Source organism: Ligilactobacillus sp. Marseille-Q7487, from assembly GCF_949152225.1.
Lineage (GTDB): Bacteria > Bacillota > Bacilli > Lactobacillales > Lactobacillaceae > Ligilactobacillus.
On record NZ_CASCJC010000001.1, the window covers coordinates 484,575 to 506,219 of the forward strand.

Sequence of the window (21,645 nt, forward strand, 5' to 3'; positions counted from 1 at the left end):
TTTGTTGTGACTGACTGTGCGCAAGTCAACAAAAAATGGTAAAATCAAATTTGGATAATCAAAACTGTGATGAAAGGAAAAAAATATGCCTCAAAAAACGAAAAATACTCCGATGATGGAACAGTATTTAGCTGTTAAAGCGCAATATCCAGATGCTTTTTTGTTTTATCGTCTAGGAGATTTTTATGAAATGTTTTATGAAGATGCAATCAAAGGAGCGCAAATTTTAGAATTAACGCTGACTACGCGTAATAAAAATGCACTTGATCCTATTCCGATGTGTGGCGTTCCACATCATGCAGCACAAAATTATATCGATATTTTGGTAGACCAAGGATACAAGGTTGCTATTTGTGAACAAGTTGAAGATCCTAAACAAGCAAAAGGAATGGTTAAACGTGAAGTTGTCCAGTTAGTAACACCAGGAACTATTATGGACGCTAAAGGCAAAGATGCTAGTGATAATAACTATTTAACGGCATTGCATCAAAATCAAAATGGTTATGGCTTGGCTTATGTTGATTTAGCAACGGGTGAATTGAAAGCCACTTTTTTAACCAAGGTGGATACGTTACTAAATGAACTTTTAAGTTTAGCGACTAAAGAAGTCGTTGTTGATGACAGCTTAGATGAGCCAACAAAAGAGTTATTAGCTAAATTAAAGATTTTACAATCTAAGCAATTAGAAGTGACTAAGACGTCTCAAAGTTCTTTTGTGACTCAAAAACTAATGGTGGATGGCGAAGTTTATGCCACACAACTACTATTGACTTACTTGTGGCATACACAAAAAAGAAATTTAGCCCATCTGCAGCAAGCCGTTCATTATGAACCAGCGCAGTATTTGAAATTAGATCATTATACTAAGCGCAATCTAGAATTATTAAAAAATACGCGTACAAATAAGAAGGCCGGAACCCTAGTGTGGTTACTTGATAAAACAAAAACCGCGATGGGAGGGCGTTTGTTAAAGCAATGGATTGAACGACCGCTGATTGACAGACAAGAAATTCAACAACGTCAACAAATTGTCAAAGACTTGTTGGAGCATTTTTTTGAAAGAAGTGGTCTGCAAGAAGAATTAACACAAGTTTACGATTTAGAACGGTTAGCTGGGCGAGTAGCATTTGGTAGTGTCAATGGTCGTGACTTAATTCAACTTAAGTTATCTTTGAGTCATATACCACAGATCCGTTATTTGTTAGAGCAAATCGCGACACCTTCTTTAAGTGAGTTTTTAAAGCAGCTTGATCCATTAGAAGAATTAGTTGATTTAATTGAACAAGCTATTGTCGATGAACCGCCATTGTCTGTGACAGAAGGAAATCTGATTCGTCCTGGATATTGTCAAGAACTTGATGAATATTTAGATGCGATGAAAAATGGTAAATCATGGTTGGCACAACTCGAAGCTAACGAACGTGAAGCTACCGGTATCCATAATCTAAAGATTGGCTTTAATCGAGTTTTTGGTTATTATATCGAAGTTTCTAAAGGAAATGTTAGCAAATTAGATGAAAATCGTTATCAAAGAAAACAAACTTTAACTAACGCGGAACGTTTTATTACCCCAGAGTTAAAGGAAAAAGAAAGTTTAATCTTAGGAGCAGAAACTAAAGCCCAAGAATTAGAATACGAATTATTTACGCAAGTTCGTGAACAAGTTAAAGATCAAATTGGACGAATTCAAACACTTGCTAAGGCATTAGCCAAGCTTGATGTATTGCAAAGTTTTGCAACAATTAGTGAACAAGATCAATATGTTTTGCCAACATTTAGCGAAATTAAGCAACATGATTTAGAAGTTATTGATGGTTGGCACCCAGTAGTGGAAAAAGTTTTAGGTAAGCAAAGCTATGTTCCAAACAGCATCATGATGCCTAAAGATTGTGAGTTGTTATTGATTACTGGTCCAAACATGTCAGGGAAAAGTACGTATATGCGGCAATTGGCTTTGACGGTTATTATGGCTCAAATTGGTTGTTTTGTGCCAGCTAAAAGTGCCAAGCTACCATTGTTTGATCGGATCTTTACACGAATTGGTGCAGCTGATGATTTGATTTCAGGTGAGTCAACGTTTATGGTAGAGATGAAAGAAGCTAATGAAGCTTTACAAAATGCCACACAAAACAGTTTGATTTTATTTGACGAGATTGGTCGTGGAACCGCTACTTATGATGGGATGGCATTAGCTCAAGCAATTATCGAATATATTCATGATAAGGTACATGCTAAAACCTTATTTTCAACGCATTATCATGAATTAACGATTTTAGAACAACAATTGACTAAATTGCGCAATGTTCATGTTGGTGCGATTGAAAAAGCTGGTGAATTAGTCTTTTTACACAAGATTCAAAAAGGACCTGCCGATCGTTCGTATGGTTTACATGTAGCTAAGTTGGCTGGAATGCCTCAAGACATGTTAACGCGCGCTAAGGTTATCTTAGAGCAACTAGAGGCAACGCCAGAAACTAAAAAAGTTGATGAAATCAAACAAGACGAACAGTTAGTTTTATTTGAACCTGAAAAACTTGTCGATTTGACGCAAAATGAAGAGCAGATTTTAAAAGAAATCAAGGAACTAAACTTGATGGGCAAAACGCCATTAGAAATAATGAACACCGTGTATCAATGGCAAGCTAAACTAAATAAATAGGTAAATCAGGTGGGATTCCATCTGATTTTTTGTGTGTTAATGAAATAATGTCTTAAAGATGTTATACTAAAAAAGACAGACATTGAGCGGAAAGGATGGACGAGATGGCGCAAATTCATGAGTTAACCGAGATTTTAGCTGACCAAATCGCAGCAGGTGAAGTGATTGAAAGACCAGCTTCGGTAGTCAAAGAATTGGTTGAAAACGCGATTGATGCTAAGAGTACACGCATTGATATTTTGTTGAGTGAAGCAGGCTTAAAAGAAATTCAAGTCATCGACAACGGCCAAGGAATAGCGCAAGCTGAAGTAACGTTAGCTTTCAAGCGACATGCAACTAGTAAAATTTATAGTCGTCAGGATTTGTTTCGTGTGCAAACGCTTGGATTTCGGGGAGAAGCTTTGCCAAGTATAGCATCTGTAGCGGATGTAACCATGCAAACAGCTCAAAAAGATCAGCCCGGTGTTTTACTACATATTAAGGGTGGAAAAATTTTAGAACAAAAACCAGCTCAAAGTAGAACGGGAACAACGATTAGTGTAGCAGATTTATTTTATAATACTCCAGCGCGTCTAAAATATTTAGGCTCTTTACAAACCGAATTAGCTGCAATTAGTGATATCGTTAATCGCTTAGCCTTGAGTCATCCTAAGATTGCTTTTAGTTTAAGTAATAATGGTCGGCAATTACTGCAAACGGTTGGTAATGGGCAGCTTTTACAAAATTTTAGTGCGATTTATGGAATGAGTAATGCTAAGCAAATGGTGCAGTTTAATGGGCAAGATAATGATTTTAAACTTGACGGTTATGTTTCATTGCCTAAATTAACGCGAGCTTCACGTAACTATATTACTTTGTTATTAAATGGCCGTTATATTAAAAATTATCGTTTAACTAAAGCTATTTTAAATGGTTATGGTTCTAAATTAATGGTAGGACGTTATCCGTTAGCTGTGGTTAATATTGAACTTGATCCTTTGCTAGTTGATGTTAATGTTCATCCGACTAAACAAGAGGTGCGTATCAGCAAAGAACAAGAGTTATGTGAACTTTTAACAACAAGTATCGCTTCACGCTTAGCAAAAGAAAGTTTGATTCCTAATGGATTAAATAATCTACAAAAAAAAGCAATCAAAACAACAGGACAACAAACTAAGTTAGCGTTAGACGAAAATTTGGCTAGTTATCCCGCTAAAGAAAATGTTGCTTTTAAAACGACTAATGAACAAGTGACAGCCGCCTTGATGGGAGCAAGTCTTAATGGTATAAAACCTAAAGAAACACCTAAACAAAGTATTATTATTGAGGATAAAAAACAATTATTTTCAAAACAAATGCAAGCATGGGATGCAAAATATGTAAAAACAAAAGCAATTCAAGCTGAGGCATCACAAGTAAAAACAACATCTGATATGAGTGCTAAACGTTTTCCAACTTTAGATTACATTGGACAGTTGCATGCGACGTATTTGCTAGCACAAGGTGAAGATGGCTTGTATTTAATCGATCAGCACGCGGCACAAGAACGGATAAAATTCGAAGAGTATCGAGAAAAAATTGGTAAGATGGGTGTAGCTAAACAAAAGCTATTGTTGCCAATTGTTTTATCTTATCCGACTAGCGAAGCTTTAAAAGTAGCACAAAATAAAGAAAAGCTAGCACAATTAGGTGTTAATTTAGAAGATTTTGGTCAAAATACTTTTATCATACGTGAACATCCACAGTGGTTTAAAAAAGGTCAAGAAGAAGCGATAATCAATGAATTAATTGATTATTGTCTACAAGATCCACAGTTAACTGTTGAAAAGTTTCGACAAAAGACAGCTATTATGATGAGCTGTAAACGTTCGATTAAAGCTAATCATCATCTAGATGAACTACAAGCCAAATCTTTGTTAAAGCAATTAGCACAATGTCAAAATCCCTTTAATTGTCCGCATGGGCGGCCCGTGGTGGTGCAGTTATCAAACAAGGATCTAGAGCATATGTTTAAACGAATTCAAGATTCACATCGTAGTTTTGATTCGTTAGAAGAGTGAGGTTAAGATGTACGAATATTTCATCGGTAAGATTACCAGTGTAACACCACATTATGTTGTATTAGAAGTTGGAGGGATCGGGTATCAAATTTATGTAGCTAATCCCTTTAGATATCAAGTTGATTTACAAATAGAACAAAAACTTTATATTTATCAAAATGTCAAAGAAAATGAAATTACGTTATATGGTTTTTTTGACTTGAGTGAAAAGCAAATTTTCTTAAAACTTTTGAGTGTTTCAGGGATTGGTCCAAAGAGCGCGCTAGCAATTTTGGCGACACAAGATTTAAGTGGTTTAGTTGGAGCGATTGATAACAACGATGAAGCTTATTTGACGAAGTTTCCAAGCATTGGTAAGAAAACAGCTAAACAAATTATTTTAGACTTGAAAGGCAAGATGGACGATATCCAAACTCCAACACCAATGTTTGATCAAATTGGTTTAGAATTAGAGTTTAATACTGAACAACAATATTTAAAAGAAAGCTTAGAAGCCTTGTTGGCCTTAGGTTACACTAAAAATGAAGTCAAGCGTATCAGTAAGAAGTTAGAAAAATTCGATGCAAGTTCCACGGATGAATACTTGCGTTATGGTTTAAAATTATTGATGAACAAATAATTAAGGAAAGGAGGTAAATAAATGGAAAAAAGACTCGTTTCAGGAGAAGAATGGCAAAGTGAAGACGAAAGTGAACTTAGCTTACGCCCTAAAACATTAAGTCAATATATTGGACAGGCTAAAATTAAACAAGAAATTAGTGTTTATATTCAAGCTGCCAAGCAACGCCAAGAAGCACTTGATCATGTCTTGTTGTATGGCCCTCCCGGATTAGGAAAGACAACATTAGCTGCTGTAATAGCTAATGAGATGCAAGTTAATTTTAAAGCAACTAGTGGCCCTGCAATCGAACGGCCAGGAGATTTAGTCGCCTTGTTAAATGATCTAGAGCCAGGAGATATTTTATTTATTGATGAAATTCATCGTTTACCAAAAAATATTGAAGAAATTCTTTATTCAGCAATGGAAGACTTTTGTATCGATATTATCGTTGGACAAGATTCCACGGCTCATCCTGTACATTTTCCATTACCGCCGTTCACATTGATTGGAGCAACAACTAGAGCAGGGATGTTATCGGCACCTTTGCGTGATCGTTTTGGTATTTTAGGTCATATGAACTACTACACGCAAGATGAATTGATTCAAATCGTTAAACGCTCTGCTAACGTCTTAGGTACACTGATCAAAGATGAAGGTGCCTTAGAAGTGGCACGGCGTTCACGAGGGACGCCACGCGTTGCGAATCGCTTGTTAAAACGAGTGCGCGATTTTGCACAGGTTGCGCAAAAAGAAGAGATTGATCAAAAAATTGTTGCCTATGCGTTAGAGTTACTGCGTATCGATCAAGAGGGCTTAGACGATACTGACCGTAAATTGTTACAAACAATGATTATGTTGTATAATGGAGGACCTGTTGGTTTGACAACCTTAGCAGCTAATATCGGTGAAGAAAATGACACAATTGCAGATATGATTGAACCATATTTGATGCAAATAGGCTTGATAAAGAGAACGGCACGCGGTAGAATGGCGACTAAAAAGGCATATGAACATTTGGGATTGCCCTATAAAAACAATTAATTAAAAGAAGGTATTTATTTTGACTAATAAAGTTTTAAACACAGAAGATTTTGATTATTATTTACCAGAAGAGTTGATTGCACAAACACCTTTACAAGAACGCGATCAGTCACGTCTTTTGTTATTAGATCATCAAAGTGGTCAATATCAAGATGATTATTTTTATAATATTATCGATCGTTTAAATCCGGGTGATGCTTTGGTGATGAATGATTCGCGTGTTTTACCGGCTCGTATCTATGGAATAAAACCAGAAACTGGTGGACATCTAGAAGTTTTGTTGTTAAACAATACTAAAGGTGATGAATGGGAAACTTTGGTAAGACCGGCTAAAAGAGCTAAAGTAGGTACTCAAATCGTGTTTGGTGATGGAAAGCTTAAAGCAACTGTAACCAAAGAACTAGAACACGGTGGGCGAATGATTGAATTTTCTTATGATGGTATCTTTTTAGAGATTTTAGAACAATTAGGCGAAATGCCTCTACCACCATATATTAAAGAAAAGCTTGATGATCCTGAAATGTATCAAACAGTTTATTCCAAAGAAGTTGGTTCGGCTGCTGCTCCAACAGCTGGGTTGCATTTCACCAAGGAGTTACTTGCTAAGATTGAAGCTAAAGGAGTTAAGTTAGTTTATTTGACTTTACATGTTGGGTTAGGTACTTTTAGACCGGTAAGTGAAAAAAATATCGAAGATCATAAGATGCACAGCGAATTTTATCGTTTAACACCACAGGCAGCTCAGATATTAAATGAAGTTAAACAAAATGGTGGACGAATTGTTGCAACAGGAACAACATCAATTCGTACGTTAGAAACCATTGGTACTAAGTTTAACGGTGAAATTAAAGCCAATAGTGGCTGGACGGATATTTTCATCAAGCCAGGATATAAGTGGCAAGTTGTAGATGCGTTTATCACAAACTTCCATTTGCCAAAATCAACATTGGTAATGTTAGTAGCTTCCTTTACTGGGCGCGAAAATATTTTAAATGCATATAAACACGCCGTTGATGATAAGTACCGCTTCTTTAGCTTTGGCGATGCGATGTTTATTTACTAGGATGGAGGAATAAAATGACTGAACCAGCAATTAAATACCGTTTAATCAAAAAAGAAAAGCATACCGGTGCGCGTTTAGGTGAGATTATCACACCGCATGGTACTTTTCCAACACCGATGTTTATGCCGGTTGGGACACAAGCAACAGTTAAATCGATGGCACCAGAAGAATTAGATGAGATGGGTGCTAACATAATCTTGTCAAATACCTATCATTTATGGTTACGCCCCGGCGAAGATTTAGTCAAACAAGCTGGTGGCTTGCATAAATTTATGAATTGGAATAAGGGTATCTTAACTGATTCGGGTGGTTTTCAAGTCTTTTCATTAGCGCAAATGCGTGATATTACAGAAGAAGGGGTTCATTTTAAGAGTCATCTTGATGGGAAAAAATTATTCTTGTCGCCTGAAAAAGCAATTCAAATTGAAAATGCATTGGGTTCTGATATCATGATGAGTTTTGATGAGTGTCCACCGTTTTTTGAAACATATGATTACATTAAAAAATCAGTTGCGCGGACTAGTCGTTGGGCAGAAAGAGGCTTGAAAGCTCATCAAAATCCGGCTACACAAGGTCTATTTGGGATTGTCCAAGGTGGCGGACATAAAGATTTACGGACGCAAAGTGCTCGTGACTTGGTTTCGCTTGATTTTCCAGGTTATTCGATTGGCGGTTTATCTGTTGGTGAATCAAAAGAAGAAATGAATCGCGTCTTAGATTTTACGACACCATTGTTACCAGAAAACAAACCACGTTACTTAATGGGTGTTGGCTCACCAGATGCTTTAATCGATGGAGTGATTCGCGGCGTCGATATGTTTGATTGCGTCTTACCAACACGTATTGCTAGAAATGGAACATGTATGACTTCTCATGGACGTTTAGTTGTTAAAAATGCAAAATACGCGCGTGATTTTAGTCCAATCGATGATAATTGCAACTGTTATACTTGTCGTAATTATACCCGTGCTTATGTTCGGCATTTGTTTAAAGCAGATGAAACGTTTGGCTTACGTTTGACGAGTTACCATAACTTATATTTCTTGTTGAATTTGATGCGCCAAGTTCGTCAAGCAATTTTGGATGATAATTTGTTAGAATTTAAAGAACATTTCTTTGAACAATATGGCTTTAATGCAAAAGAGCGTAAAAATTTCTAAATTAAAGATAATTTAAGGTGAATCTTCTTTGATTGAAAATCTCAATAAAGGAGATTCACTTTCTTTTATTATAAAGAATAAATTTTTGTGAAAAATTTCTCTTAAATCGATTACAAATAAAGAATGAAATGATTATTTTTTGTTCTAGCTACTAGCAAAATTTGGATTTTTTTGTTACAGTATTACTTGTATCAAATATTTTAAGGAGCGAAAAAAATGGTATCTACAATTATTATGCTTATTGCCTTTATGGTTTTAATGTACTTTATGATGATTAAACCACAAAAGAAACAACAAGAAAAACGTCAAGAAATGATGAGTAGTCTACAAAAAGGCGATAAAATCGTAACGATTGGCGGCTTACATGGTGTAGTTGATAGTGTTGATTCTGCTGAAAAGACTGTTACACTTGATTGTGATGGTGTATACTTAGTCTTTAGTTTGAGTGCTGTTGGTCGTGTTTTAGAAAAAGCTACAGCACAAGTTCAAGAAGCTACAAAGCAACCAGAAGAACAACCAGAAGAACAAGAAGCTGCTAAAGAAGAATAATTTTTAGACCTAGCCTAGGCTAGGTTTTTTTATAAAAAAAGTAAGTTTAAGCAGAAAAGTTGCATTTTTAACTCACTTTGTTAAAATAAGGGTACTCTAGTAGAAAAGAGGGATAATATGGAAATTTCTATGAAAGGAACGGCTCTTCAAACAATGGGTAAAGTTCCAAAGGTGGGGGAAAAAATCACTGACTTTAAGCTTTATGACAAAAATGGTCAAGTGGTTTGTGCACATGATTTGTTTGATAAATTGACATTAATTAGCGTTGTACCAGATATTAATACGCGTGTTTGCAGCATTTCAACTAAGCGTTTTAATGAAGAAGTTGATGCATTTAAAGGAATTAACTTTTATACAGTATCGACTAACCAACCAGCAGATCAACAAAATTGGTGTGCGGCAGAAGGTGTTAGTCAAATGCAATTGTTATCTGATAAAGAAGCAAGTTTTGGAAAAGCTTTTGGTTTGTATGAACCAACTAAAAATATCGATTCACGTAGCGTGTGGATTATTAATGATAAGCAAGAAGTTGTTTATCAAGAAGTAATCATTGAACAAGTTAATGAACCTAACTATCAAGCAGCATTAGATTTTTTAAAAAATTAATAAGATAAAGATGGATATTTTCTTGGAAGTTCAAGAAAAATATCCATTTTTTTATGTCAAGAATGGATGATTAAGGTGCAAATGACACAAAAAATCCAAGAAATAATAATTAAAATTTAATTAGAATTTTGATATTCAAAATATTTTCGAAAGACATTTTTTGTCGATAATAATCTAATAGTTATTTTACTATTAATTATAGTCGGATTAGTTTTTGGTATTGAAGATGGTTTATTATTTGAAATAACAAGTTTAATTTAGATAGTTTGAAGTATCAAATTAAATTTTGAGGTGTTCAAAATAAAGTTTATTTTTCGAACTATTTTTTTGCTAAAAAAAAGCTAAGAGAAAAATTTGACAGCTTAGCGTTAATGTAATATGATTTGAACATCGAATATTTTGATATTCGAAATAATTTTGAAAAAGCGAGGTGCAGGTGTGAAAATCATGGATGCACAAGAGATTATGGATTTAATCCCTAATCGTTATCCAATATGTTATATCGATTATGTCGATGAACTTATTGCTGGCCAAAAGATTGTGGCTACTAAAAATGTAACAATTAATGAAGATTTTTTTAGAGGTCATTTTCCTGGAAATCCAGTAATGCCAGGTGTTTTAATAATTGAAACTCTAGCACAAGCAGCATCGATTCTAATCTTGAAATCAGAAGAGTTTCTTGGCAAGACGGCTTATCTAGGAGCAATTCATAAAGCAAAGTTTCGTAAAGTAGTTCGTCCTGGCGATGTGTTAAAGCTTGAAATCACGATGGTCAAGAAAAAAGAAAATATTGGTATTGTCCAGACTCAGGCACTTGTTGATGGTCAAAAGGCATGCACGGCAGAACTAATGTTTGTTGTAGCAGAGCGTGACGAAAAGATCTAGACAGCGGCTTAATTTTTTTGCTATTATTTTGATAACCAAAATATTTGAGTACCAAAAGATAGGCGGTAAGAAAGATGAATGATAATGCTCAATGGATTAATGATGCACTAGTTAATATCTATAATGATATTTTGTGGATCGAAGAAAATGAGTTGCGAAAAAGCCGTTTTAGTGATTTGACTATCAAAGAGATGCATGCAATCAATGCGATTACGATGTATGAACAAAAAACAGCGTCGCAGGTTGCAAAAGAACTCCATTTGACGCCGGGAACATTGACTGCAACTATTGACCGCTTGGTTAAAAAAGGCTATGTAGAACGAATCAGAAGTTCGGCTGATCGCAGGGTCATTCGTTTAGGGTTAACTAAAAAAGGACGCCTTGAGTATCGCGCGCACGATGCCTTTCACCGCATGATGGTCAGAGAATTTTTAAAAGGTTTTGGTGATAAAGAAGTTAAGGTCATTGAAAAAGCATTACTAAACCTAGAAGAATTCTTAAAAGAACGTTCCTAATTAAGCGAGGAGAAGCGAAGTTGGCAAACGTTAAAATTATACAAACAGCAAGTTTTGTACCCCAAAAAGTTGTCACTAATGATGAGCTTAGTAAAATCATGGATACTTCAGATGAATGGATTTCAACACGTACAGGGATAAAGCAACGCCACATTAGTTTAGATGAAAATACTTCAGTGCTGTGTACGAGAGTAGCTAAACAATTGTTGACTCAAAGTGGCTGGAGTGCTGAGAGTTTAGACTTGATAATTGTTGCAACAATGTCCCCTGATTCTTATACACCAGCGACTGCAGCTCTTGTTCAAGGTAATATTCAAGCACAAAATGCTGTTGCTTTTGATATTTCGGCTGCATGTTCAGGATTTATCTATGCATTAGAAGTAGCTAAACGCTTTTTAAGTTCTCCAGATATCAAACGTGTGATGGTAATTGGCGGCGAGGTTTTGTCAAAAGTTTTAGACTGGCAAGATCGCACTACAGCTGTTTTGTTTGGAGATGGAGCTGCCGGAGTTTTATTAGCCAAAGATGAGACTAAACAAAGTCAAATTTTAGCAGCTGATTTAAAAACTTTTGGAGACCAAGGAAAAAACTTAATTGCTGGAACAACGCAGGCAATTTGTCAATTTCCAAATACACGAGATGAAAAGTTAGAAGCTTTCCAGATGGATGGTAGAGAGGTTTACAAATTTGCAACTCATGAGGTACCGGCATCTATTGAACGGGCTTGTCAAAAAGCTGATATTTCATTAGATGAGGTTACCCATTTTATCTTGCATCAGGCAAATGCAAGGATTATTCAGTCAATCGCCAAACGTTTAAAACAACCACTTGATAAGTTTGACTTAAATATTGCCGATTATGGTAATACATCAGCTGCTAGTGTACCGTTATTGCTAGATGAGTTGAATAAAAAAGGTCAATTAAAGCGAGGACAAATCATTGTTTTGAGTGGCTTTGGTGGCGGTTTGACGGTGGGAACACATGTTATTAAATTTTAATAAAAATATTTTTGAATTTTAAAGGAGATTTTTAATCATGACAGAAGAACAAATTTTTGAAAAAGTAAAAGAAATCGTAGTAGAACAATTAGATACAGAAGAAGAAATCACAATGGCTTCCGATATCAAGGAAGACTTAGATGCAGATAGCTTAGACGTGTTTGAAATCATGAACGAACTTGAAGATGAATTAGACGTTAAGTTAGAAGCAAACGAAAACGTTAAGACAATTGGTGACGTTGTTAGCTATGTTAAGGCTGAATTAGACAAATAATTAAGAGGTGTGCAGGCCATGGAAAAGTTTGGACTTTTATTTAGTGGTCAAGGTGCGCAATATCCTCAAATGGGAATGGATCTTTATAATAAAGATCCATTATTTAAAGAGATAATCGATCGTGCAAATGCAGTTTTAACCAATATGGATTTGGTAGCAGTTTTAAATAACGAAGATGATGCTTTAAGTCAAACCAAATACGTGCAACCAGCAATCGTTGCGGTTAGTTTAGGTTTGTTTACAATGCTTAAGCGAGATATACCCGAATTACCTATTCAAGCAATGCTAGGCTTGTCATTAGGTGAGTATGCAGCATTGATTGCCAGTGGTGTATTAGAGTTTGAAGAAGGCATGCAAATTTTGCAAGATAGAGCAAGTTATATGCAAGCAGATGCGCAAGCTAAAGCAAGTAAGATGGCGGCTTTATTACAGCCAGATATTGATTTGGTTAAACAGATTTGCCAAGATTGTACTACAAATGAAGAAACAGTCAGCATCGCAAATTACAATTCACCTAAGCAAGTGGTGATTGGCGGCAGTGTTGGTGCCGTACAAAAAGCGATGACTGAATTAGCCGAAAAAGGCGGGGCCAAGAAAGTCGTTGAACTAAAAGTTAGTGGCGCGTTTCATACCCCGCTTTTTGTAAATGCTAGTCAAAAAATGGCAAAGCGCTTAAGTAAAGTTACATTTGCCAAGTCAAATGTGCCAGTAATTAGTAACACAACTTGTCAGCCATTTGATGATAAAGTTGCAGATACTTTGGTTAAGCAATTAATTAGTCCAACACATTTTGCTAGTTGTAGTGCATATATGTTTGACAAACTAGGAGTCAATGCGGTCTTAGAATTAGGCCCTGGCGACACTTTATGTAAATTTGTTAAGCAAGTCGATCGAAAAGTTGCGCGTTACCATATAGAAAATTATGAAGGATATCAAGCATTCTTAGATGCTATTAGAGGTAATTAAATGGATTTAAAAGATAAAGTCGTTTTTGTTACAGGTTCTTCACGCGGAATTGGTGCAGCAATTGCTAAACAGTTCGCTAAAGAAAAATGCAATGTGATTTTGAATGCCAGAAAAGAAGTTCCTAGCCAGTTAGTTGAAGAAATTACTTCGTATGGGGTTACTTGTGAAGTCGTTTTAGGTGATATTTCAAAAGCTGACGATTGCAAGCGAATGGTCAAAGAAATCTATGTGAAATTTGAGCAACTCGATGTTTTAGTCAATAATGCAGGCATTACCGATGACAAATTAATGATTGCAATGAAAGAAGAAGACTTTAGAGGCGTTATCGATGTTAACTTAGTAGGGACTTTCCAGATGACACAACCTATTTTAAAGAAGATGTTTAAGAAAAAAAGTGGTGTGATCATTAATTTGGCTAGTGTTGTTGGATTACACGGAAACATTGGTCAAGCAAACTATGCTGCAAGTAAAGCAGGGGTAATTGGTTTTACTAAGAGTGTAGCTAAAGAAGGTGCCTTACGAAATGTGCGTTGTAATGCGATTGCACCAGGAATGATCGTAAGTGACATGACTGATAAATTAAGTGATAAGGTAAAAGCTGAAATCTTGACACAAATCCCATTGCAGCGTTTTGGTAACACGACTGAAGTAGCACAAGCAGCGGTCTTTTTAGCACAAAATGACTATATGACCGGCCAAGTGCTTTCAGTTGATGGTGGTATGGGAATCTAACTAAAGGAGTTCGATTTAATGAATAGAGTAGTGATAACCGGGATTGGCGTTGTCAGTCCATTAGGAAATGATACAAAAACATTTGTCGAAAATATTTTTGCTGGCAAATTAGGTATTGGTCCGATAACTAAGTTTGATGCTAGTCAAACAGGTATCAGTGTAGCTGGCGAAGTTAAAAATTTTGATCCAACCCAACGTATCGGAAAAAAAGCTGCTCGGCGGATGGATTTGTTTTCACAATACGCTTTGCATAGTACTTTAGAAGCGATGGAACAAGCGCAGATTACACCAGAAAATACCGATCCATATGAATTTGGTGTGATTTATGGTTCAGGTATTGGGGGCTTAACTACAATTCAAGAACAAGTTATCAAGATGCATGACAACAGTCCACGCCGTGTATCACCAATGTTTGTTCCAACCTCGATTATCAATATGGCTGCTGGTAATATTGCTTTACACGTAGGTGCTAAAAACATCTGTACTGCTGTTGTAACAGCTTGCGCTTCAGCAACTAATGCAATTGGCGAAGCCTACCGTCAAATCAAGGATGGTCGTGCACAAGTTATGATTACAGGTGGTTCTGAGGCTTCTGTAAATGAAATCGGAATTGCTGGATTTGCAGCTTTAACGGCTTTGTCTAGTCAAGAAGATCCAACCAAAGCGTCTCTTCCTTTCGATGAGAATCGTTCAGGTTTTGTCATGGGTGAAGGTGCAGCAACTTTAATTTTAGAAAACTATGAACATGCACTTAAACGCGGGGCTAAAATCTTAGGTGAAATTGTTGGTTATGGTGCAACTTGTGATGCTTATCATATGACTTCACCAGATCCTAGTGGTCAAGGAGCAGCAAGAGCGATGCAACAAGCCATTGACGAAGCTCAAATTACACCACAACAAGTGGGATATATTAATGCACATGGGACAGCAACTAAAGCCAACGACTCAGGTGAAGCTAAGTCAATTAATTTGGTATTTGGTCAGGATAGTGATGTATGGGTAAGTAGTACTAAATCGATGACAGGTCATCTATTAGGAGCTGCTGGTGCAATTGAAGCTGTAGCAACGATTGCAGCCTTACAAACGGGTCAACTTCCACCAAACATTGGCTTGAGTAAACAAGATCCTGAATGCGCAGTTAATGTGGTCGCTAAGGTGGGACAAAGTGTAGCAGATCTAAAATATGCATTAAGTAATTCACTAGGTTTTGGCGGTCATAATGCTGTTTTAGCCTTTAAAAAATGGGAGGACTAAGAAACGTGGATTTTAATGAAATCAAAAAATTAATGGACGAATTTAACGATTCACCAACCCGTGAATTAGAGATTACAACGGGAGATTTTCATATTCATTTGAGCAAAAATGAAACCTTATTTCAACCACAACCGGTAGCTCCTAGTGTTGAAGCATCTGCTACACAAGTAGCCACAGCACCGCTTCCTGAAGATAGCGAAGAAAAAATGACAGGTCAAATCATCAAAGCACCGATGGTTGGAAGTATTTATTTACAATCACAACCTGATAAACCAGCTTATGTTAGCGTTGGTAGCAAAGTAAAAAAAGGTGATATTGTCTGCATCATTGAAGCAATGAAAATGATGACAGAAATTAAGAGTGAATTTGATGGAACGATTAGTGAAATCTTAGTTGACAATGAAGAATTGGTTGAATTTGACCAACCATTGTTTTGTGTTGTGGAGGGATAAGCATGTTAGATGTTACAGAGATTCAAAAAATTATTCCACATCGTTATCCGATGTTATTGATTGATCGAGTTGAAGAACTTCAACCAGGTCAAAAAGCTGTTGCGATTCGTAACGTGACGGCACATGAAGAAGTTTTTAACGGCCATTTTCCTAATAATCCAGTTTTGCCAGGCGTTTTGATTGTTGAAGCTTTAGCGCAAACGGGTGCGGTAGCTTTATTGTCGTTAGACGAATTTAAAGGCAAAACAGCATATTTTGGCGGTATTAAGTCTGCTAAATTTAGAAAAGTTGTCCGTCCAGGCGATACTTTGCGTCTAGAAGTGCAACTAGATAAGATTAAAAATAATATTGGCCTAGGCAAGGGTGTTGCTACAATTGATGGCAAAAAAGCTTGCACGGCTGAATTAACTTTTATGATAGGAGATTAACGAAACGCGATGTTTTCAAAAGTATTAGTTGCTAATCGTGGGGAAATCGCGGTCCGCATCATTCGTTCGCTAAAAGAACTAGGAATCAAGTCGGTGGCAATCTATTCAACTGCCGATCGTGAAAGTTTACATGTTCAACTAGCCGATGAGGCGGTCTGTGTCGGAACCGCGCGGCCACAAGATTCATATTTAAATATGCAAAACATTTTAGCCGCAGCTGTCGGAACGGGTGCACAAGCTATTCATCCAGGGTTTGGCTTCTTATCTGAAAACAGCCGTTTTGTTGAAATGTGTGAAGCTTGTGGTTTAACATTTATTGGGCCACGTTCTGAAACGATTGATTTAATGGGAAATAAAGCTAACGCTCGAATTCAGATGCAAAAAAGTGGGGTACCAGTTATTCCTGGAAGCGAAGGATTTATTGCTGATGCTAACGAAGCGAGTGAAATTGCCCAAAGAGTTGGCTATCCCATCTTATTAAAAGCCGCTGCTGGTGGTGGTGGCAAAGGTATTCGTAAAGTTAACAATCCAGAAGAATTGACTAACGCCTTTGAAGAAGCAAGACGTGAAGCGCAAAGTGCCTTTGGTGATAATCGGATGTATCTTGAAAAAATCATGGAAAATGTTAAACATATTGAAGTTCAAGTTTTTCGTGATCAAGCAGGGCATGTCGTTTATTTTCCAGAGCGCGATTGTTCACTTCAACGCAGTAAACAAAAGGTGATTGAAGAAAGTCCCTGTCAGTTAATCACAGCGGCTCAACGGCAAAAATTAGGTGAAATTTCGGTGCGTGCAGCCAATGCAATTGACTATTTAAACACCGGAACAATCGAATTTTTAATGGATCAAGATCATAATTTCTATTTTATGGAAATGAATACTAGAATCCAAGTTGAACATACGGTAACTGAGATGGTGACTGGTGTTGATTTGGTTAAAGCACAAGTTAAAGTCGCTTATGGTGAAGATTTGCCGTTTACACAAGATGACATTAAGTTGTTAGGCTCTTCAATTGAATGCCGTATTAATGCCGAAGATCCGGCTAATAATTTTGCACCATCGGTTGGAAAAGTTGATTATTTGTACACTCCAGTAGGAAACCTAGGGATGCGAATCGATACTGATTTGTATGCTGGCGTAAAAATTTCGCCGTTTTATGATTCGATGATTGCCAAGGTAATTGCTTTAGGCGAAGATCGTCACGAAGCTATTGAAAAGGTTAAACGGTTATTAAATGAAATGGTGATTTTAGGTATTAAGACTAATCAAGAATTTCATTTGGGTCTGCTAGAAGATCCAGCCTTTTTGGAAAGTACCGTGACAACTGATTATCTAGAAAAAACATTTTTACCAAGTTGGAGAAGAAGGGAAAAAGATGCAACTATTTAATGAGTTAAAAACGCTCGGACACAAGCATATTAAAGCAAATAAAAAAGCTCAAGAGCGCGTACCCTCAGGATTATGGTTGGCTTGCCCTAAGTGTCGCCAAGCTGTTTACCATAAAGACTTAGGGATATATCAAGCATGTCCACATTGTCAATATGGTTTTAGAATTGGTGCAAGACAACGTTTGCAATGGTTGGTTGATGATTTTAAAGAATTCGACAGTGATTTGATGACTGCAGATCCGTTAAATTTTCCTGGTTATCAGGATAAATTAGCTAAAGCACGTAAACAAACAAATTTAAATGATTCGGTTTTAACTGGTTTGGCAACAATTTCTAACCAAAGATGTGCTTTAGCAATTATGGATCCAAACTTTGTGATGGGTTCAATGGGAACAATCACTGGTGAAAAGATTACGCGCTTATTTGAGTTTGCTTTAAAAGAAAGATTACCAGTTGTGATTTTTACGGCTTCTGGTGGAGCTAGAATGCAAGAAGGGATTTTTTCTTTGATGCAAATGGCTAAGATTTCACAAGCAGTTAAGCGTCACAAACAAGCCGGTTTGTTTTATTTAACAGTGTTAACAGATCCAACAACTGGTGGGGTGACAGCAAGTTTTGCAATGCAAGGCGATGTTATTTTATCTGAACCAAGAGCGTTAGTGGGATTTGCGGGCAAACGTGTGATTGAACAAACAATGCATCAAAAAGTTCCAGAAGATTTGCAAGATGCAGAAACTGTTTTACAAAATGGTTTTATTGATGCAATCGTTGCACGACCTGAATTAAAAAATAGGATTGCTTGGCTTTTGAGCATGCATAATACGGAAAGTGAGGTGCGCTAATCATGGTGGGATTATTAAAAAAGAAGCGTGTGGCAGCTGACATTGTTGCTGAAGCGCGGAGTCCTAAAAAAATCACCGCAACTGAAATTATTAATAATTTATTTCCTGATTTTTTTGAATTACATGGTGATCGTTTAGGAGAAGATGATCCGGCAATCATTGGTGGCCTAGCGTATTTCAATGGACAAGCAGTAACGGTAATTGCGATTGATAAAGGAACTAGTCCAGAAGAGCGGATTGCTAAGCATTTTGGAAGCCCAACACCAGGTGGTTATCGCAAAACATTACGCTTAATAAAGCAAGCAGAAAAGTTTAATCGTCCAATTTTAGCATTTATTAATACTGCTGGAGCTTATCCAGGGCGTAGTGCAGAAGAGGGCGGACAAGGCGAAGCGATTGCTAAAAATCTATTGGAGATCAGTGCAATTAAAGTACCGCTGATTAGCGTAATTTTTGGTGAAGGTGGTAGTGGTGGTGCTTTAGCACTAGCTTGTGGCGATCAAGTCTGGATGTTTGAAAACAGCATGTATTCTGTTTTATCTCCAGAAGGATTTGCATCTATTTTATGGAAAGATAGTCAAAAAGCAGGCGAGGCAGCAGAGATTATGCAATTAACTCCAGAAGCCTTGTTAAAGCAAGGAATAATCGAAGGTATTATTGCTGAAGGTGGTTCACAACGGCGTATCTGTAAGAATTTGAGTCAAATGTTAAACGAACAATTGCCTAATTTGATGGAACTATCAACCGAAGAATTACTGGCTAAACGCTATGCTCGTTTCCGGAAATTTTAAGCAAGGAGTGAAAAAACGTGGGAAACTTATTAGAAGGTAAAAAGATTCTTGTTATGGGTGTTGCCAATAAGCGTTCAATCGCATGGGGCTGTGCTCAAGTAATGTTAGAACAAGGAGCACAACTCATTTTTACGTATCAAAATGATCGTTTAAAGAAGAGTTTGCTTAAATTGATTGATAATGAAGATTTGTTAATTGAATGTGATGTAGCTAGTGATGAAAGTATCGCTACAGCTTTTAAACAAATCAAACAACGTTTTGGTAAAGTTGATGGTATCTTACATGCTATCGCTTATGCCAACAAAGAAGAACTAGGTGGCGAAATCATGAATGCAAGTCGTCAAGGTTATGCTTTGGCACAAGATATCTCTGCTTATTCTTTGATTGCTGTTTCTAAATATGGTCAAGCTATCTTAAATAATCCAGCAAGTATTGTAACTTTATCTTACTTTGGCTCAGAACGTGCAATTCCTAATTATAACATTATGGGTGTTGCCAAAGCCTCACTTGAAGCTAGCGTGCGCTATTTAGCACGTGACTTAGGCAAATATGGTGTTCGTGTTAATGCAATTTCAGCTGGAGCAATCAAGACTTTAGCAGTTACAGGTGTTCAAGGACATGCCGATTTATTGAAAGTATCACAAGAACGTACAGTTGATGGACAATCCGTAACAACTACTGAAGTCGGTGGCACTTGTGCATTTTTAATGAGTGATTTAGCGACAGGTGTTGTTGGTGACGTGATTTATGTTGATAAAGGCGTACACTTAATTTAAACTTCAAGGCGGTGTCTTAAAGACATCGCTTTTTTAATCGACGCTAATTGCTTACTTGTTTAATGAAGCTTTTGTTAGTAAAATAATAGTAGTGTACAAAAATGAAAGTGGTGCTAAAAAATGACAACCAAACAAAAAGCGCTATTTATAATCTTTGGCGGAACAGGGGATTTAGCGCAAAGAAAACTGTATCCGTCATTATTTAACCTTTATAAAAAAGGATTTTTAAACGAAAACTTTGCGGTGATTGGGACTGCAAGACGGCCTTGGAGCAATGATCATTATCAAGATGTTGTGCGTAATTCAATTTCTGGTATGGAAGATACGGCACAACAAGCTAATGAATTTGCTAGCCACTTTTATTATCAATCCCATAATGTAACTGACACGAATCATTATGTCACTTTGTTTGAATTAGCTCAAAAACTTGATGAGAAATATCAAATTGGAGGTAATCGCTTATTTTATTTAGCGATGTCACCGCATTTCTTTGGAACAATTTGTGAGCATTTACGTTCACAAAATATTGTAACTGCTAATGGATATAATCGTGTAATTGTAGAAAAGCCATTTGGACATGATTTAGCGAGCGCAATTCAATTAAATGACGATATTTGCAAATTTTTCCCTGAAGAAGATGTTTTTCGCATCGATCATTATTTAGGTAAAGAGATGATTCAAAATATTGCAGCTGTACGTTTTGGCAATAATTTGTTTAAAGCGTTATGGAATAATCGTTATATTGATAACATTCAAATTACCTTAAGTGAAGCTTTGGGAGTCGAAGAGCGTGCCGGCTATTATGAGACTTCTGGTTGCTTGCGTGATATGGTCCAAAATCATATCTTGCAAATTGTTGCTTTGTTGACGATGAATGCACCAGTTACTTTTAGTGATGTAGATATTCGCCAAGAAAAAATCAGTGCGCTAAAGGCTTTGCAAGTCTACACACCTCAAGAGGTTAAGGAAAATTTTGTGCGTGGTCAATATACGCAAGGAAATGGACAAGTTGGTTATCGTCAGGAAAATCAAGTTGCTAAAGATTCTGTAACCGAAACATTTGTAGCTGGTAAGTTACACGTCAATAGCATGAGCTTTGCAGGTGTTCCTATTTATGTGCGGAGTGGAAAACGCTTGGCGACTAAAGGAACTAGAATCGATGTAGTATTTAAGAATATGCCTAATAATATTTTTGATTGTGGGCAAATCTTGCCAAATGTGTTAACGTTTAATGTTGATCCGATTCCTGCGATGAGTTTAAGGCTTAATTCAAAAGCTGTTAGTCAGGAAGGATATGGCATTGAAGATAATACTTTGACATATACACACGATAACGCCTTACGTGCACAAACACCGGAAGCATATGAAAAACTATTGTTGGATGCTTTAAAAGGTGATGCTACTAACTTTACTCATTGGCAAGAAGTTTATTATTCATGGCGTTTTGTCGATGCTATTCGTCAAGCGTGGGACCAAGAAAAAATAGATGTAGAAACTTTTCCTAATTATGAATGTGGCTCGATGGGACCAAAGGCAGCATTTGATTTGTTAGCTAAAGATGGCAATCATTGGGAATTTGATCCATGTCATGAAGGATAATTTAAAAAGTTGCTTTCAAACGAAGGC

The 21,645-nt window shown here is 36.7% G+C and carries 22 protein-coding genes; all 22 read left to right on the forward strand.

The window, feature by feature from the left end:
* The first annotated feature begins 85 nt into the window (after positions 1–85).
* The 22 genes from mutS (at position 86) to zwf (ending at position 21,618) form a co-directional block, all read left to right on the forward strand.
* Entirely contained in the window at positions 86–2,659 is a 2,574-nt protein-coding gene (gene mutS / locus QM017_RS02350; RefSeq protein ID WP_282708739.1) for a DNA mismatch repair protein MutS, read from the forward strand.
* Between the two features lie 104 nt (positions 2,660–2,763).
* On the forward strand, positions 2,764–4,698 hold the full coding sequence (gene mutL / locus QM017_RS02355) for a DNA mismatch repair endonuclease MutL (RefSeq protein ID WP_282708740.1): 1,935 nt from the start codon (positions 2,764–2,766) through the stop codon (positions 4,696–4,698).
* A gap of 7 nt (positions 4,699–4,705) precedes the next feature.
* Positions 4,706–5,317, forward strand: a complete 612-nt coding sequence (ruvA, locus tag QM017_RS02360) for a Holliday junction branch migration protein RuvA (RefSeq protein ID WP_178197561.1) — start codon at positions 4,706–4,708, stop codon at positions 5,315–5,317.
* 21 nt (positions 5,318–5,338) lie between these two features.
* Entirely contained in the window at positions 5,339–6,340 is a 1,002-nt protein-coding gene (ruvB, locus tag QM017_RS02365; RefSeq protein ID WP_178197563.1) for a Holliday junction branch migration DNA helicase RuvB, read from the forward strand.
* Between the two features lie 19 nt (positions 6,341–6,359).
* On the forward strand, positions 6,360–7,403 hold the full coding sequence (gene queA / locus QM017_RS02370) for a tRNA preQ1(34) S-adenosylmethionine ribosyltransferase-isomerase QueA (RefSeq protein ID WP_282708741.1): 1,044 nt from the start codon (positions 6,360–6,362) through the stop codon (positions 7,401–7,403).
* 14 nt (positions 7,404–7,417) lie between these two features.
* Positions 7,418–8,563, forward strand: a complete 1,146-nt coding sequence (gene tgt / locus QM017_RS02375; RefSeq protein WP_282708742.1) for a tRNA guanosine(34) transglycosylase Tgt — start codon at positions 7,418–7,420, stop codon at positions 8,561–8,563.
* A gap of 216 nt (positions 8,564–8,779) precedes the next feature.
* Positions 8,780–9,112, forward strand: coding sequence for a preprotein translocase subunit YajC (yajC, locus tag QM017_RS02380; RefSeq protein WP_282708743.1), 333 nt, complete (start codon positions 8,780–8,782; stop codon positions 9,110–9,112).
* Positions 9,113–9,229: 117 nt separating this feature from the next.
* On the forward strand, positions 9,230–9,718 hold the full coding sequence (gene tpx, locus QM017_RS02385; protein ID WP_282708744.1) for a thiol peroxidase: 489 nt from the start codon (positions 9,230–9,232) through the stop codon (positions 9,716–9,718).
* 438 nt (positions 9,719–10,156) lie between these two features.
* Positions 10,157–10,603, forward strand: a complete 447-nt coding sequence (fabZ, locus tag QM017_RS02390) for a 3-hydroxyacyl-ACP dehydratase FabZ (protein ID WP_178197573.1) — start codon at positions 10,157–10,159, stop codon at positions 10,601–10,603.
* Between the two features lie 74 nt (positions 10,604–10,677).
* Positions 10,678–11,118, forward strand: a complete 441-nt coding sequence (locus tag QM017_RS02395) for a MarR family transcriptional regulator (protein WP_178197575.1) — start codon at positions 10,678–10,680, stop codon at positions 11,116–11,118.
* Between the two features lie 20 nt (positions 11,119–11,138).
* Complete coding sequence (locus tag QM017_RS02400; RefSeq protein WP_282708745.1) at positions 11,139–12,116, forward strand: beta-ketoacyl-ACP synthase III; 978 nt, start codon at positions 11,139–11,141, stop codon at positions 12,114–12,116.
* Between the two features lie 37 nt (positions 12,117–12,153).
* A complete protein-coding gene (locus tag QM017_RS02405) occupies positions 12,154–12,390 on the forward strand; it encodes an acyl carrier protein (protein WP_178197579.1) in 237 nt (78 codons plus the stop codon).
* An 18-nt stretch (positions 12,391–12,408) separates the two neighbouring features.
* Positions 12,409–13,356 (forward strand): ACP S-malonyltransferase, encoded by a 948-nt coding sequence (locus QM017_RS02410; protein ID WP_282708746.1) that lies wholly within the window; start codon positions 12,409–12,411, stop codon positions 13,354–13,356.
* Positions 13,357–14,088, forward strand: a complete 732-nt coding sequence (gene fabG, locus QM017_RS02415) for a 3-oxoacyl-[acyl-carrier-protein] reductase (protein ID WP_178197583.1) — start codon at positions 13,357–13,359, stop codon at positions 14,086–14,088.
* 18 nt (positions 14,089–14,106) lie between these two features.
* Complete coding sequence (fabF, locus tag QM017_RS02420) at positions 14,107–15,342, forward strand: beta-ketoacyl-ACP synthase II (protein ID WP_282708747.1); 1,236 nt, start codon at positions 14,107–14,109, stop codon at positions 15,340–15,342.
* Between the two features lie 5 nt (positions 15,343–15,347).
* Complete coding sequence (accB, locus tag QM017_RS02425) at positions 15,348–15,794, forward strand: acetyl-CoA carboxylase biotin carboxyl carrier protein (RefSeq protein WP_282708749.1); 447 nt, start codon at positions 15,348–15,350, stop codon at positions 15,792–15,794.
* Positions 15,795–15,796: 2 nt separating this feature from the next.
* Positions 15,797–16,222 carry a 3-hydroxyacyl-ACP dehydratase FabZ gene (gene fabZ, locus QM017_RS02430; protein WP_178197589.1) on the forward strand — a complete coding sequence of 142 codons (426 nt, stop codon included), beginning with the start codon at positions 15,797–15,799 and terminating at the stop codon, positions 16,220–16,222.
* Positions 16,223–16,231: 9 nt separating this feature from the next.
* Complete coding sequence (gene accC / locus QM017_RS02435; RefSeq protein WP_282708750.1) at positions 16,232–17,611, forward strand: acetyl-CoA carboxylase biotin carboxylase subunit; 1,380 nt, start codon at positions 16,232–16,234, stop codon at positions 17,609–17,611.
* On the forward strand, positions 17,598–18,452 hold the full coding sequence (gene accD, locus QM017_RS02440; RefSeq protein ID WP_282708751.1) for an acetyl-CoA carboxylase, carboxyltransferase subunit beta: 855 nt from the start codon (positions 17,598–17,600) through the stop codon (positions 18,450–18,452). The genes accC and accD overlap by 14 nt, the downstream gene beginning before the upstream one ends.
* Positions 18,453–18,454: 2 nt before the next feature.
* Complete coding sequence (gene accA / locus QM017_RS02445; RefSeq protein WP_282708752.1) at positions 18,455–19,243, forward strand: carboxyltransferase subunit alpha; 789 nt, start codon at positions 18,455–18,457, stop codon at positions 19,241–19,243.
* Positions 19,244–19,260: 17 nt separating this feature from the next.
* A complete protein-coding gene (gene fabI / locus QM017_RS02450) occupies positions 19,261–20,019 on the forward strand; it encodes an enoyl-ACP reductase FabI (RefSeq protein ID WP_282708753.1) in 759 nt (252 codons plus the stop codon).
* Between the two features lie 120 nt (positions 20,020–20,139).
* On the forward strand, positions 20,140–21,618 hold the full coding sequence (zwf, locus tag QM017_RS02455; protein WP_178197599.1) for a glucose-6-phosphate dehydrogenase: 1,479 nt from the start codon (positions 20,140–20,142) through the stop codon (positions 21,616–21,618).
* Positions 21,619–21,645: the final 27 nt, after the last annotated feature.